The following is a 12,958-nucleotide window of genomic DNA, read 5'->3' as shown; positions in this document are numbered from 1 at the left end:
GATGGCAAAAGACATCGAGTTCGCCGACGACGCCACTTCGTTCGCGCACACGCAGCAGTTCCAGGACATCAAGAACGCGGCGCACGAGCATCTGCTTACGCGGATTGAGGAGCTTGGCGCCGAGTTTGGACGATGGTCGCGCCAGGCGATCCAGCAGTTCGTTGACCTGGAGATCGACGGCTTCGTCCGGATGCGGCGCATTCCGCTGAACGAGAGCGAAGTGCGGCTGATCGCGGAGGCCCTGACGAAAGAGTTGGCGGGCTTCGGGCCGATCGAGGATCTGCTCGCGGATCCTGCGGTGGAGGACATCCTCATCAACGGCTTCGACGACGTCTACGTCTCGCGTCACGGCATGCTTGTGAAGATCCCGGTGCGCTTCGCAGACAACGCGCATTTGCTGCGGATCGTGCGGCGGATCCTCGCTCCTATCGGCCGGCGGCTGGACGAATCCAATCCCATGGTCGATGCGCGCCTGCCCGACGGCGGCCGGGTGAACGTGGTGATCGAACCGCTGTCGCTCGACGGGCCGGTGGTATCGATACGAAAGTTCCGGCGCGACCCGCTGCGCCCCGACGACCTGCTCGCGAACGGCACCTTCGATCAGGAGATCTGCGGGTTGCTCGACGCGGCGGTCGCTGCGCGCTGCAACGTGCTGGTGTCGGGCGGGACGAGTTCGGGCAAGACCTCGCTGCTCAACGCGCTCGCGTTTTTTATTCCGAAGCACGAGCGCGTGGTGACGATAGAAGACACCGCTGAACTTTCGCTCAATCACCCGCACGTGGTGCGGCTCGAAAGCCGTCCGGGCGGGTTCGACGGCGCGGGCGTGGTGTCCATTCGCGACCTCTTGCGCAACACGCTGCGGATGCGGCCGGACAGGATCATCGTGGGCGAGGTACGCGGCGGCGAAGTGCTGGAAATGCTGCAGGCCATGAACACCGGTCACGATGGTTCGATGGGCACCGTCCACGCGAGTTCGGCACGCGAATGTCTTTACCGGCTTGAGATGCTGGCGGGTTTTGCGGGCTTCCAGGGCACGGAGTCGAGCTTGCGCCGGCAGATTGCGAATGCCATCGACTTCATCGTGCAGATCGGGCGTTTGTCCAATGGGCGGCGGCGTATTTTGTCGGTGACGGAAGTGACGGGGCTCTCGGACAACATTGTCGCGACGCAGGAGTTGTACCGCTACGAGCCGATCATGGAAGGCGGCGAGGAGCAGGACAACTGGGTCTCGCTCGGCATTCATCCCAGCTCACCCAAGCTTGCCAAGTATCGCCAGTCACTCGGCAATGACAGGGGCGTGGACAGCTTCAACGACGGCTTCGGGCGAGGAGGCGGTGGCGGCGGTTTCGGCCGCTCCGGAGGAGGCTTCAATGTCTAGCGGTATCGGCCTCGTGCTGGTCGTGGCGCTGCTGTGCGCGGCCGGCGGGCTGCTGCTGTGGCAACGCGCGCAGGACAACCGCGAACGCGCGTTGACAGACCGTTTTGTTGATCGGCGGGTAGCGTCGGTACAGGGTGCAATGCCGGGCGCAACAACACGCGCAACGCCTGCCCGGAACAGCCAGCGCATGCGTTCTGCAGGTCCTTCCGCTTTGCCGCCGAACGCCATGCAGCACGGTGTTCGCGAGCATGCGCGCCATCTGCAGGCGCGCATGGCTTATGGCTTCGGCAATCTGATGAGCCGTGCGGGCATCGCCAGTCCGCGCACTTTTTTGTTGAGCACCGGCGCGGTGATCCTGCCCGGCGCGTGCTGGGTTGGTTTGCGTACGCATTGGCTGGTTGCGCTGGGTTTCGTCGTCTTCGGCGCGCTCTGCGCGTTTGCATTCCTCTCATGGCGCGCACAAAAACGTTATCAGCGGATCTCGCGCCAGTTGCCTGTATTCCTCGATGGCATCGTGCGGCTCATCACTATCGGCAACAGCGTGCCGGCCGCGTTCCAGGCCGCATTGACCACCACCGATGCGCCGTTGCGCGATTGCCTCGACCGGGTCTCGCGGATGCTGCGCTCGGGTGTCGAAATAGACGTGGCGCTGAAGCACGTGGCCTCGGTGTATCGCGTGCGCGAACTGGAACTGGTCGGCTCGGTGCTGCGCATCTCGGTGAAATACGGCGGGCGCTCCGACGTGATGCTCGATCGCATGGCGGCGCTGATGCGCGATCTCGAACAGGCCGAGCGCGAACTGATCGCGCTGTCCACCGAGACGCGTTTGTCCGCCTGGGTGCTCGGGTTATTGCCGGCGCTGCTGGGCGGCTTCGTGATGATCTCCAACCCGTCGTACTTCCAGGCGATGTGGTCCGATTCATTTGGCCAGCGCCTCGTGTACGTGGCGGTGGTGCTGCAAGTGCTCGGCGCTTTCCTGCTTTACCGGATGGCGCGCCTGAAGGATTGAACATGACCGCTCACACTGTGTTCGCTCTTGCCTTGCTCGTCGCCGCGCTCGGATGCGCTTTGCTGGGCGTGCTCGCATTCACGGGCCTCGCGCGCATGCAGCGCGGCGCGCGTACGCTCGACCACGCGCTCGATCAACGCGCGGCCAGCTCGGCGGCACGCGCGATTGCAGCGGGCAAGCTGGCGCCGCAGACGACAGACGCGAAGGACACGAGCGAGGCGGGGCGCGGGCGGCCCAAGGGCAGCCGCCTGTCGCGCTTGGCCGATGCGCTCAGCCATACGCTCAGCCGTATGGCGATGAGCTGGCTGGACACGCCATTCGGTGCCATTGTGGTGGCGCCTGAAGACCGGCGGTTGCTGGATCGATGCGGTTTCCTCAGTGCCAACACGCGCGCGCGTTTCTTCGCAGCGCGGATTGGCAGCGCCGCGCTGCTGCCGATGCTTGTGCTGGTCTGGTTCAACGGGGAACCCCGCCTCGCCATGTGGATGATCGGCGCGCTCGGTCTCGGGTTCATGTTGCCGAAGTGGTTCGTGCGGCGCCGCGCGAAAGCGCGTCAACGCTCGGTAGCAAGCGAGTTGCCGATGTTCGTCGACTTGCTGCGTTTGCTCCAAGGCGTCGGCTTGTCGCTCGATCAGAGCCTGCAGGTAATGATCAATGACTTCGCAACAGTCCTGCCGGTGCTCTCGCAGGAACTCGCGCTGGCCCACCGGCAGTTCACCACTGGACGTACGCGTGAGCAGTCGCTAAGCCGGCTCGCGACGAGCTATGAGAACGACGACCTGAATGCCGTGATGCGGCTGGTGGTCCAGGTCGACAAGCACGGTGGCGCGGTACAGGAACCGCTGCGCCAGTTCGGCGACCGGTTGCGCGAGTCGCGCCGCGCGACGCTGCGTGAACGGATCGGCGCATTGACCGTGAAGATGACCGGCGTGATGGTGGTGACCTTGCTGCCCGCCCTGTTGATCATGACAGCCGGTCCGGGATTTATCGCCGTGTTCCATTCGCTTTCCACGATACATAAATAAACGTTGAAGAGACGTTGAAGAGAGTGACACCATGAAATCGATCGCCATTGACGCAACCAAGAACCGCCTGCTCGCGGTTGTCCTGATGCTTGCCTGTACCGTTTTCGCGGGGCTGGGCGGCTGCGCGTCGAAGATGGACAGCGGTTATGGGGTCGGCATACAGGCGGAGCGCGAGGCCGCGCTTCAGCAGTCGCAACAGAAACAGGATGCGCCCGATACACCCGGCATGTATCTCGCGCTGATCGACCGGATGCAGTCGCAGGGTTTGTTCTATGCGTCGCTTGCGCACATTGACGCGTACGAGAAGCAGTATGGCTCGACGCCCGACACGACTCTGCTGCGTGCCGACGCCCTGCGCCAGACTGGTCAGGCCCAGGGCAGCGCCGACGCATACACGAAGTTGCTGAACACGCCGCTGGCGGCGCGGGGGTATCGCGGGCTCGGTTTGCTGGCGGGCGCGGCAGGAGAATTTGGTAAGGCATCCGAAGAGTTTGACGCCGCCACGCGCCTGCAACCAACCGACGCGCTCACACTATCGGACCTGGGTTACGCGCGCTTGCGTCTCGGCGATGTGGCGGGCGCTCGCGTACCGCTGATGAAAGCCGCGGAGCTGGCGCAGGACAACCCGAAGATCCTGAGCAATGTCGCACTGTTCCTGCTAGCCGAGGGGCAACCCGCCGCGGCGCAAGGGCTGATCGCGCAGCAGAAATTTTCGCCGGAAGTGCAGCATGCGATCCGCACGGATGCGCAGCGCATTGCGGCGGCCTCGACACAGGCCACGCACGCACGGGCGGCCGAGGTTGTGGTGGCGACAACCGAGCAAGCGCGTGTTCCTATGGTCCGCGCGCCGCGGACGGTCGATTCGCTGCTCAACGCGCAATTGCCGCTGACCCAGACATACGATCAACCCGCCGCGATGTCGGCCAATCAACCGCAACTGGTCGTACGGTGAAGGAACGAACCATGAATGAGTATCGGACGGGGCGAGGGCGGGCCAGAGCGGCGAGTCAGGCTGCGGGATTGATGGTCGCGTTGGGCTTGATGTCGATAGCCACCCACTCGATGGCGCAGACGCAAACGCGTTTGACAGAGCAGCCCCGGGAGCAAGCATCGGAAGCGCCGGCGGTTCAGGTAGCGCAGTCGCACACGGACGCGCCTGTCACGCAGATCGGTGACGCCGCCCACTCCATGCTCGCGTTGCAGCGAAGCGGCCAGTTGGCGGCGCCGGCGCAGCCAATGCTGGGTGTGGAAGCGAGTGCCGCGTACGCGCGTTATCTGAAGTCCTTCGATCACCCGATCCCGGAACATCTGGATTCATCGGTGGGCGCGGTAGGCGGTGGAGCGTCGAACTGACATGGATCACCTGCCGACATCGCCGGGCAGACGCACGCCGCGTGGCCGCAAGCGCCAGCGTGGCGTGGCGAGCGTGTTGGCGGCGTTCTGGCTACTGGTAGCGGTCGCGGCGCTGGCTGCTATCGATGTGGGTAACGTATTTTATCAACGACGTGTCATGCAGAGCGTGGCGGACATGGCGGCGAATGCGGGCGCCCAGGTCGTCGACAACGCCTGCTCGCGCGCCCCGGCCACCGCGCTCGGCAGTGCGGGCGCGAACGGCTTTAACGCGTCGGCGTCAGGCAACTCGATTACCACGACCTGCGGGCGCTGGGACCCGACGCTCTATGCCGGGCCGAGCTACTACGCGGCGAACGCTACACCGAGTAACGCGGTGCAGGTGACGGTGTCCAAGCAAGTGCCTTATTTCTTTCTGGGAGCAGGGCGCGTAGTCAGCGCGACCGGGCTTGCACAAGCGGTCAACGTGGGGGCATTCACTATCGGCACGACTACGGCAAGCGTCGATCCTACCGTCATTACCGGTCTGCTGAACGCCATGCTCGGGACGAATATCAACGCGTTGCAGATATCGGCGGCGGGTTACGCGGGTCTTGCTCAAGCGCGTATTCAGGTAGGCGATCTCGTCACGGCAGCGGGGGTGGGCACCGTGAACCAGTTGCTCGCGACGAACGTTACCGCCGGGCAATTCGTCAATCTGATGCTTACCGCGTTGCAGACCACACAGGTTGCGAACGCGAATTTATCGGTCGCGCTTGGCGCGTTGCAGGCCGTCGCGAACGCGAATATTCCTGGCTCGCAGACCTTCGCTATCGGTGCGGTGAATGGAGGAACGGGTCTCCTGCAAGTTGGCCTTGCCGACACGCAGTCGGCGCTCAGTGCAACCATCAGCCCGCTGGACGCATTGTTTGTCGCGGCCGACATCGCACAGGCTGGAAAGTCCGCCGTGAATGTGTCGACGGTTCTGAACCTAGGGGTGGCGACGGCGACATTGCAGGTGCAAGTGATCCAGCCGCCGGTCCTGGCCGTTGGCGAGGCCGGGAAGACGCCGGCAGGCGCATGGCGCACGATCGCCACGACGGCGCAGGTGCGGGCGTTTCTGAAGGTGACGCTTGGCGCGTTGCCCGGACTGCCGTTGGGGCTTGGCGCCCCGATAGTGACGCTGCCGGTCAACCTGTACGTATCGCCGGGGACGGCGTGGCTGAGTTCCACACAGTGCCTGTCGACCGAGGCATCAAGCAACTCGGTGGTCGGTGTTCAGACCGGTCTTGCGAACGTGTGCATAGGTGATGCGCCCACCAACCTCTCCGCGTCCGCGCCCTACAGTTGCGCGCCCGCCACGCTTGTCAACGTACTCGGTCTTATCACCGTTCAGATGGCCACATCGCTTCCGGCTGTCGTACCCAATGCTGCATCGATGACATTCGATGGCATTGTTGGCAATGCTGACGATTACCAGACGACGAACTCGAACCAGGTGGGGGGTGTGCTGTACAACGCGACGACGGGTTTCGCCACGCAGTTGTCCGCCCAGAACGGACTGACCGTGACGGTACTCGGGATCAAGCTACCGCTTGGTTCAGCCGTTGGCCAGATACTGACAGGTTTTGTCGTGCCGCTGCTCACGCCCGTATTCAATGCCTTGGACACGGTTCTTATGCCCGTGCTGCAACTCCTCGGTGCACAGATCGGCGTGAGCACCGTGCATGACCTGTCGCTGACGTGCGGCCAGTCGCAGCTTCAGTATTGAACGCATGATTGAACCCGCAACTCGGCGTTGCCGTTAACAAAGTAACCAACGTCCACGCGATGAACACCCGCAACGGGCGGCGAAGCCACAAGATGCAAGCCATGAGAATCGAGAGAATGAGACCAGCGACAACAATCGATGACCTCGATATTTACGTGTGGGAAGGCAAGGCGGATATCGTCGAGCAGGTGGTGCGCTGCATGTCGGGTTTCGAAGTCGATGTGATCCGCGCCGACGGCATGTCGATAGCCGCGGTCCAGGACGCCCAGCGCCAGGCAATCGCGGTGGTGAGCGTGAGCGTGATCGACACGGGCGCGTTCGCATTGCGCGATTGGGAAGCGCATCGCGGCATGCCGGTGATCTGGGTGGGCGCGGCGCCGCGTGAGCGCGACACCAGCGTTTTCCCGACCGACTACTCGCATATCCTGCCGCTCGATTTCACCGGCGCCGAGTTGCGCCGGATGGTGGCGAAGCTTGCCCAGCAATTGCGCGCGCATGGGGAGCAAGTGCAGGAATCGAGTGCGCTGATCGCGAATGCGGAGTGCATGCAAGCATTGCTGCGCGAAGTGCAGACCTTCGCTGATTGCGACACCAGTGTGCTCGTGCATGGTGAAACCGGCGTGGGCAAGGAACGCATTGCGCAGATGCTGCACGAACAGCACAAGCGTTATTCCGAGGGACCGTTCGTGCCGGTCAATTGCGGCGCGATTCCCGATGGCTTGTTCGAATCGCTGTTCTTCGGCCACGCGAAAGGTTCGTTCACCGGCGCTGTGATCGCGCACAAAGGCTACTTCGAGCAGGCCGATGGCGGCACGCTGTTTCTCGATGAGATCGGCGATATGCCGCTGTATCAGCAGGTCAAGTTATTGCGCGTGCTGGAAGACAGTGCGGTCACGCGGATTGGGTCGACCATGCCGGTCAAGGTGGATTTCCGGCTGGTCGCGGCGACCAACAAGAACTTGCCGCAACGGGTGAAGGAGGGTGACTTTCGCGCGGATCTTTACTATCGGCTGGCGGTGATCGAGTTGAAGATTCCGTCGCTGGAGGAACGCGGGGCGCTCGACAAGATTGCGTTGTTCAAGTCGTTCATCGCGCAGGTGGTGGGGCAGGAAAAGCTCGCGACCTTGCCCGAGTTGCCGTACTGGCTGGCTGATGCTGTCGCTGATAGTTATTTCCCCGGCAACGTGCGCGAATTGCGCAATCTGGCGGAGCGCATAGGCGTGACCGTGCGGCAAGTGGGCTCATGGGACACCGCGCGGCTGCAGCGCCTGCTCGCGCTTGCCCGCACCTCGCAGCCGGTGCCGCCCGAGCTGAGCGCCGAAGTGATTGTTGACCGTAGCAAGTGGGACATGAACGAGCGCAACCGCGTGCTGGCCGCGCTGGAGGTGAACGGCTGGCGGCGTCAGGACACGGCGGGTTACCTGGGCATCAGCCGCAAGGTGCTGTGGGAAAAAATGCGCAAGTTCCAGATCTTCGATGAAGAACCTGAAACGCGCATTGTGAGTTGAGACGTTGCAGGCGGAGGTATCGAATCCAACGCTCTCGCCGCTTAGTTTGACGTCTACGCCAGCGCCGCCGTCAACGTAGCGAACGTGCGTTCGTCGGTGCGTTCGAATTGCAGCGGCGTCACCGACACGCGTCCCGATGCGACCACCGCCGTCTCGCTGTCGGCTGCATTTTCGCGCGGACCGCGCTGGAAACGCAGCCAGTGATATTGCAGGCCACGCGGATCGATTTGCGGCAGGACGTCGATACCTTCCACCAATCCCACGCCCTGGCGAGTCGGGGTAAGCGGGCCGGCCAGCGCGGCGTCTATATCCGGAAAATTCACGTTGAAGCAGGTCGGCGCATCGTGTTCGATGGCGAGCAGCGAGCGGATCACGCCGGGCGCGAGTTCGCGCGCGGTATCCCAGCGCACGTTGTCGCGGTCACTGAAAGTCTGGCTCAATGCAATGGATGGCAAGCCGAGCAGCAAGCCTGTCATGGCCGCGCCGACCGTGCCGGAAAACATGGTTTCCACGCCCAGGTTCGCGCCGCGGTTGATGCCCGACAGCAATAGCGTGGGGGGCGCGTCCCGCATCAGATGCCGCACGGCCATCACCACGCAATCACCCGGGGTGCCGAGCACGCCGAAGCGACGCTTGCCATGCTCGCTCACGCGCAGCGGCGAATGAAGGCTGATGGAATGCGACGTGCCGCTTTGGTCATGCTCCGGGGCGACGATCCACACTTCGTCCGCGAGTTCGGCGGCTACCGCTTCGAGCACGGCGAGGCCGGGTGCGTCGATACCATCGTCGTTGGTCAGCAGAACGCGTGCAAATCTGGGCCGGGAAGCAGGTATTGCAGCGGGCATTGCAAATCTCCTTTCGATTGAGGGAAAGCGTCACTCAATCGATTATTCCAGAGATCGCGATGCGGGGTGAAAGCGTGAACGAGTGCGTTTGTGAATAGCGTCCTGGCCGGATCTATTTGATGCCGAGTCCGCGCAGCACTGCGTTGCCGTCGTCGGTCAGCCGGAACTTGGACTCGCCCGGCGTGGGCGATACCATCTCCACGTAGCCGTATTCGCTCAGCGAGGCAACGTCGGGGGGTGCGGCCATTGCGTCGATCGGCGCATGCAGCAGCAATAGCAGCGTGGCGATCTCGTGGTGGCTGAGTAATCGTTTGATGGCCCGTACTGGAGCCGATGCGTCGCGGAGGTTCATGACGAACTCCTTTCGTTAATGCTTTGTCTTTGTGTATCGTGCAGCGCGTCGATCGCACCATGTCGCACCACCCAGCGGCGCGTGAAGTTTCAATGAAGTTGGGGCAGGGTATCGGTCAAGTCTTAGGCGAAACTTAAAACCTGCCAAAAGCCACGCATGCCCCCGGTCTGAACACGCGCCATGAACGCAATCGAGTGCGGGCTAAAAATTGTAAGCCGGGTTAACGGGGCTGAACGTGGTGTCGTCGAATGTCTTCGGTACGATGGTCTGGAACACGATGCTTTCGAAGATATTGCCGTCGTTGTCGAAGGATTCCGCCGTCCGGAAATATGGCCGCCTCAGGTCCAGTCCCAGGACTTCTTTCTTGGCGTAGAACTCGGGCTGTCCAGAAGGGGTTTCGTAAGTGAAGGCAACCACGCGGGCACCATCAATCGTTTTCACTTCGATGTCCTCGGCGCGCATGACTCCGGCGTCGGCGAATTTCTTGCCTTCGGCGAGGAACTGCTGCGTGATGTATTCGGTACCGAGATCGCGGACCGAATGGCGCGATTGCGAGCGCGCGAGCGCGCCGTTGAGTGACGTCCAGAGCGCAATCACCTTTAGCAAACCGCCTAGATGACCGTACATTTCATCGGGGCGGGCGGTTTCGTCGTAGAGAATCTCCTGACCCGCGTGTGCACCGTCCGGCAGCCATTTTGCGTAGACCCGCAGCGGGTCGCGTGTCACGCGCACCAGCATGTGGTCGGCCTGATCCGGCCATTGGCCATGGATACGCTCACGCCGCAGCATGGTGAACTCATACGACGGATAACCGTTCGGGCCGTCCTTCAGATAGCGCGGCAGCGCCAGGGGATCAAGCGATTTGAACAGCGAAACAAGCGCCGGGTCACTCATGTTGGCCAGCATCCCGCTCCGCGCGGCGCGACTCAGCCAGCGCACCTGGCTATCGAGCGGGAGTTTGCCGACCTGCGCCGCGGGCGTCTTCGGCGGCGTACTCGTTGCGCCGGCGGAGAGCGCCGGACCGGCTGCGGAGGTGGCGGCGGACGTCGGCAGTGCGATCGTGGCCGTTGCCGTGCTCACCGCCTCCTGCGCGCTGGCGGACACGGCTATGGCTGACAGGGCGAGGGCAGCGAGCAGACTCGAGACCCAGGCGCTTGCGCGGATCAGCTTGCGGTTTTGGCGGCGCCGTCGTGCTCGGTGCATGAAGTTCTCCGTGGTCCGTTCGTTCTGCTTTGGCTGCTTTTTGCCGTTGCGCAGTTCACGGCGAAAACCTTTCCATGTCTTAGAACGCATCGGGGAGACCGGAAATTCCGGCACGTTGCGTTTTTATCTTCAGATTCTTCAGATGGATGCCATCGACAAACCTGCTTCGCCCGCCAGCCGGCATCAACGTTCGAGAATGGCGGCCACCCCCTGTCCGCCCGCCGCGCAGATGGAGATGAGCCCACGGCGCGTGCGCGTGTCGCCTGGCTCCCGTGCCGGTATCGCCAGCATTTTGGCAAGCGTCCCCACGATCCGTCCACCGGTCGCCGCGAACGGATGACCCGTTGCCAGCGACCCGCCATTGATGTTCATGCGGCTGGGCTCGATCGACCCGAACGGGCCGTCCAGCCCAAGTTGCGTGCGGCAGTATTCCTCGTCTTCCCACGCCGCGAGCGTGCACAGCACCTGCGCCGCGAATGCTTCATGGATCTCGTAGAAATCGAAGTCGGGCAGCGCCAGTCCCGCGCGTTCGAGCAAACGCGGGACAGCATAAGCGGGTGCCATCAGGAGACCTTCTTTCTTGTCGAAGAAATCGACGGCCGCGGTTGCCGAGAACGTGAGATAAGCAAGCACGGGCAGGTTGCGCGCGGCCGCCCATTCTTCGGACGCCAGCAGCACCGCTGACGCGCCATCGGTGAGTGGCGTGGAATTGCCGGCTGTGAGCGTCCCGGCGTCGCGGTCGAAGACGGGTTTCAGCGCAGCGAGTTGCTCGGGCGTGAGATCCGGCCGCAGGATGTTATCGCGTGAAAGACCTTTGTACGGTGTCATCAGGTCGTTGAAAAAACCGCGCTCGTACGCGGCCGCCAGCTTTCGATGACTGTCGATCGCAAGTTCGTCCTGCGCCTCGCGCGATATCTTCCAGCGCTTGGCCATCAACTCGCAATGCTCGCCCATTGAAAGGCCGGTACGGGGTTCGCTGTTACGCGGCAGCGCGGGTTTGATCAACATGCCGGGACGCAGCTTCGCCAGCGCGCTCATGCGCTGTGCCGTGGACTTGCCGCGGTTCGCTTCGAGCAGGATCTTGCGCATCCGTTCGTTCACGCCAATAGGCGCGTCGGAAGTCGTATCCACGCCGCCCGCAATGCCTGCGTCGATCTGTCCGAGCGCAATCTTGTTCGCGACCAGGATCGCGGTTTCAAGGCCCGTTCCGCACGCCTGGCTCACGTCGTAGGCGGGCGTTTCCCGGGCAAGGGTGGTGGACAGCAACGCCTCGCGCGTGAGATTGAAGTCGCGTGAATGCTTGACCACTGCACCCGCCGCGACTTCGCCGAGCCGCAGGCCGTGCAGATCGTATCGGTCGATCAGGCCTTGCAGCGCGAACGTCAGCATGTCCTGGTTCGATGCCGTCGAGTACGCCGTGCCGGAGCGGGCGAACGGGATCCGGTTGCTGCCGAGGATCGCCACGCGACGTACGGCGGGAGGGGCGCTCACAGTCATGATGAGGTCTCGTCGAAGGATACGGCGGGTGCTTCAAGATCGGCTTCAGTTGGCACGGGTAGTTGAGGATACCGTATGATTTTGTAAAAAGCGCGGACTGCATCGCAGCGTTCGCCCACGATGAGCGCCGGAATCATGGCAATTCCCATTCGAAGCGGCCGCGCAAATGGAGTCGTTCACCTGCCAGATCGCGTACTTCAAAGTCACGTCCTGTCGCCGATAAAGCCGCGGTCCACACCGTGGTTTCAGCGGGTAGAAAAATGGGTGACTTGAAGTCGCCTTGCACATCAGCGGCACCGAGTTGTTTCGACGGTTGCAGCGCGGCGAGCGTACGCCCGAACGTCCACATGCCATGCGCGATGGCGCGCGGAAAGCCGAACGTTTTCGCGGCAAGGGCGTGCAGATGAATAGGGTTGAAGTCACCGGACGCTTTTGCATAGTCGCGGCCGAGTTGTGCGGGAAGCTGCCAGCGCGCTTCACGGATCAGTGCGGGCGCCGTAGAGTCGGCCTGAGGAGCGGAGGCATGACGGTGACCCGGAACACCCCGCTTCAGATACACACTGTCCGCATCCCAGACCGCTTCACCACCGCGATAGATGCGCGTATGCAGCGTGAACGCCTGCCCCTTGTCGTGAGCCACCAGCGCGCCGCTTTCTACTTCGATGCGTAATGCCTGTCCCGAGTACAGCGTACGCCGCAAGCGCACGCTGTTCGATACATGCACGAGACCCATCGCGGGCCATGGAAAAGCGGGGTCGGTGAGCAGCATCAGGTGCAGCGGGAACGCCATCACGTGAGGGAAGGTGACAGGCACCCCTTGCTCGGGGATAAAACCGCATACGCGCGCATAGCGGCCGATCTGTTCAGGATCCAGCGCCACGCTTGGACGCACGAGGCGCAGCGGCGGTAGTTCCACAACCCCGTCCGCGCGCTTGAAAATGCCCTGCAGCGCACGGCCATAGAGTTTCGCGGGCGGCGGCAGGGACTCGATGATCACCGTGCACATGCGCGGCGAGTTTGACGGAACCGGCATGCCCATGG

At 63.0% G+C, this 12,958-nt stretch carries 12 protein-coding genes; 7 read left to right on the top strand and 5 right to left on the bottom strand.

The window, feature by feature from the left end; all coding sequences use genetic code 11:
- The first annotated feature begins 1 nt into the window (after position 1).
- The 7 genes from HB376_RS01455 (at position 2) to HB376_RS01425 (ending at position 8,020) form a co-directional block, all read left to right on the top strand.
- Positions 2 to 1,378 (top strand): CpaF family protein, encoded by a 1,377-nt coding sequence (locus tag HB376_RS01455; protein ID WP_213761644.1) that lies wholly within the window; start codon positions 2 to 4, stop codon positions 1,376 to 1,378.
- Entirely contained in the window at positions 1,371 to 2,387 is a 1,017-nt protein-coding gene (locus tag HB376_RS01450) for a type II secretion system F family protein (protein WP_213761643.1), read from the top strand. The genes HB376_RS01455 and HB376_RS01450 overlap by 8 nt, the downstream gene beginning before the upstream one ends.
- A 2-nt stretch (positions 2,388 to 2,389) precedes the next feature.
- Positions 2,390 to 3,412, top strand: a complete 1,023-nt coding sequence (locus HB376_RS01445; protein WP_213761642.1) for a type II secretion system F family protein — start codon at positions 2,390 to 2,392, stop codon at positions 3,410 to 3,412.
- A gap of 85 nt (positions 3,413 to 3,497) precedes the next feature.
- Positions 3,498 to 4,364, top strand: coding sequence for a pilus assembly protein (locus HB376_RS01440; RefSeq protein ID WP_213761891.1), 867 nt, complete (start codon positions 3,498 to 3,500; stop codon positions 4,362 to 4,364).
- Between the two features lie 11 nt (positions 4,365 to 4,375).
- Complete coding sequence (locus tag HB376_RS01435) at positions 4,376 to 4,765, top strand: DUF3613 domain-containing protein (RefSeq protein WP_255631098.1); 390 nt, start codon at positions 4,376 to 4,378, stop codon at positions 4,763 to 4,765.
- A gap of 1 nt (position 4,766) precedes the next feature.
- A complete protein-coding gene (locus HB376_RS01430) occupies positions 4,767 to 6,512 on the top strand; it encodes a TadG family pilus assembly protein (RefSeq protein ID WP_213761641.1) in 1,746 nt (581 codons plus the stop codon).
- A 116-nt stretch (positions 6,513 to 6,628) separates the two neighbouring features.
- Positions 6,629 to 8,020, top strand: a complete 1,392-nt coding sequence (locus HB376_RS01425) for a sigma-54 dependent transcriptional regulator (RefSeq protein WP_213761640.1) — start codon at positions 6,629 to 6,631, stop codon at positions 8,018 to 8,020.
- Between the two features lie 53 nt (positions 8,021 to 8,073).
- Here HB376_RS01425 and surE read toward each other — a convergent pair whose 3' ends face one another.
- From surE to HB376_RS01400, 5 genes are all read right to left on the bottom strand, one after another.
- The gene (gene surE / locus HB376_RS01420; protein WP_213761639.1) at positions 8,074 to 8,865 is read right to left on the bottom strand and encodes a 5'/3'-nucleotidase SurE; all 792 of its coding nucleotides are present in this window, start codon (positions 8,863 to 8,865) and stop codon (positions 8,074 to 8,076) included.
- Between the two features lie 112 nt (positions 8,866 to 8,977).
- On the bottom strand, positions 8,978 to 9,217 hold the full coding sequence (locus tag HB376_RS01415) for a hypothetical protein (RefSeq protein WP_213761638.1): 240 nt from the start codon (positions 9,215 to 9,217) through the stop codon (positions 8,978 to 8,980).
- Positions 9,218 to 9,418: 201 nt separating this feature from the next.
- Positions 9,419 to 10,420: a DUF1571 domain-containing protein gene (locus tag HB376_RS01410; RefSeq protein ID WP_213761637.1), complete on the bottom strand. Its 1,002-nt coding sequence runs from the start codon at positions 10,418 to 10,420 to the stop codon at positions 9,419 to 9,421.
- A 183-nt stretch (positions 10,421 to 10,603) separates the two neighbouring features.
- Positions 10,604 to 11,917, bottom strand: coding sequence for an acetyl-CoA C-acetyltransferase (locus HB376_RS01405; RefSeq protein ID WP_213761636.1), 1,314 nt, complete (start codon positions 11,915 to 11,917; stop codon positions 10,604 to 10,606).
- A 133-nt stretch (positions 11,918 to 12,050) separates the two neighbouring features.
- Positions 12,051 to 12,956: a MaoC/PaaZ C-terminal domain-containing protein gene (locus tag HB376_RS01400; RefSeq protein WP_255631097.1), complete on the bottom strand. Its 906-nt coding sequence runs from the start codon at positions 12,954 to 12,956 to the stop codon at positions 12,051 to 12,053.
- Positions 12,957 to 12,958 lie beyond the last annotated feature (2 nt).

Source organism: Caballeronia sp. dw_19 (assembly GCF_018449515.1).
Classification (GTDB): Bacteria; Pseudomonadota; Gammaproteobacteria; order Burkholderiales; family Burkholderiaceae; genus Caballeronia.
Note: the sequence above shows the minus strand (reverse complement) of the source record. Positions and strands in the feature narration are given on the sequence as shown.

Coding starts and splice junctions, on each gene's coding strand:
- HB376_RS01425 (WP_213761640.1), top strand. CDS start 6,629: ATGAGACCAGCGACAACAATCGATGACCTCGATATTTACGTGTGGGAA.
- HB376_RS01445 (WP_213761642.1), top strand. CDS start 2,390: ATGACCGCTCACACTGTGTTCGCTCTTGCCTTGCTCGTCGCCGCGCTC.
- HB376_RS01410 (WP_213761637.1), bottom strand. CDS start 10,420: ATGCACCGAGCACGACGGCGCCGCCAAAACCGCAAGCTGATCCGCGCA.
- HB376_RS01430 (WP_213761641.1), top strand. CDS start 4,767: ATGGATCACCTGCCGACATCGCCGGGCAGACGCACGCCGCGTGGCCGC.
- HB376_RS01435 (WP_255631098.1), top strand. CDS start 4,376: ATGAATGAGTATCGGACGGGGCGAGGGCGGGCCAGAGCGGCGAGTCAG.
- HB376_RS01400 (WP_255631097.1), bottom strand. CDS start 12,956: ATGGGCATGCCGGTTCCGTCAAACTCGCCGCGCATGTGCACGGTGATC.
- surE (WP_213761639.1), bottom strand. CDS start 8,865: ATGCCCGCTGCAATACCTGCTTCCCGGCCCAGATTTGCACGCGTTCTG.
- HB376_RS01415 (WP_213761638.1), bottom strand. CDS start 9,217: ATGAACCTCCGCGACGCATCGGCTCCAGTACGGGCCATCAAACGATTA.
- HB376_RS01405 (WP_213761636.1), bottom strand. CDS start 11,917: ATGACTGTGAGCGCCCCTCCCGCCGTACGTCGCGTGGCGATCCTCGGC.
- HB376_RS01450 (WP_213761643.1), top strand. CDS start 1,371: ATGTCTAGCGGTATCGGCCTCGTGCTGGTCGTGGCGCTGCTGTGCGCG.
- HB376_RS01440 (WP_213761891.1), top strand. CDS start 3,498: ATGCTTGCCTGTACCGTTTTCGCGGGGCTGGGCGGCTGCGCGTCGAAG.
- HB376_RS01455 (WP_213761644.1), top strand. CDS start 2: ATGGCAAAAGACATCGAGTTCGCCGACGACGCCACTTCGTTCGCGCAC.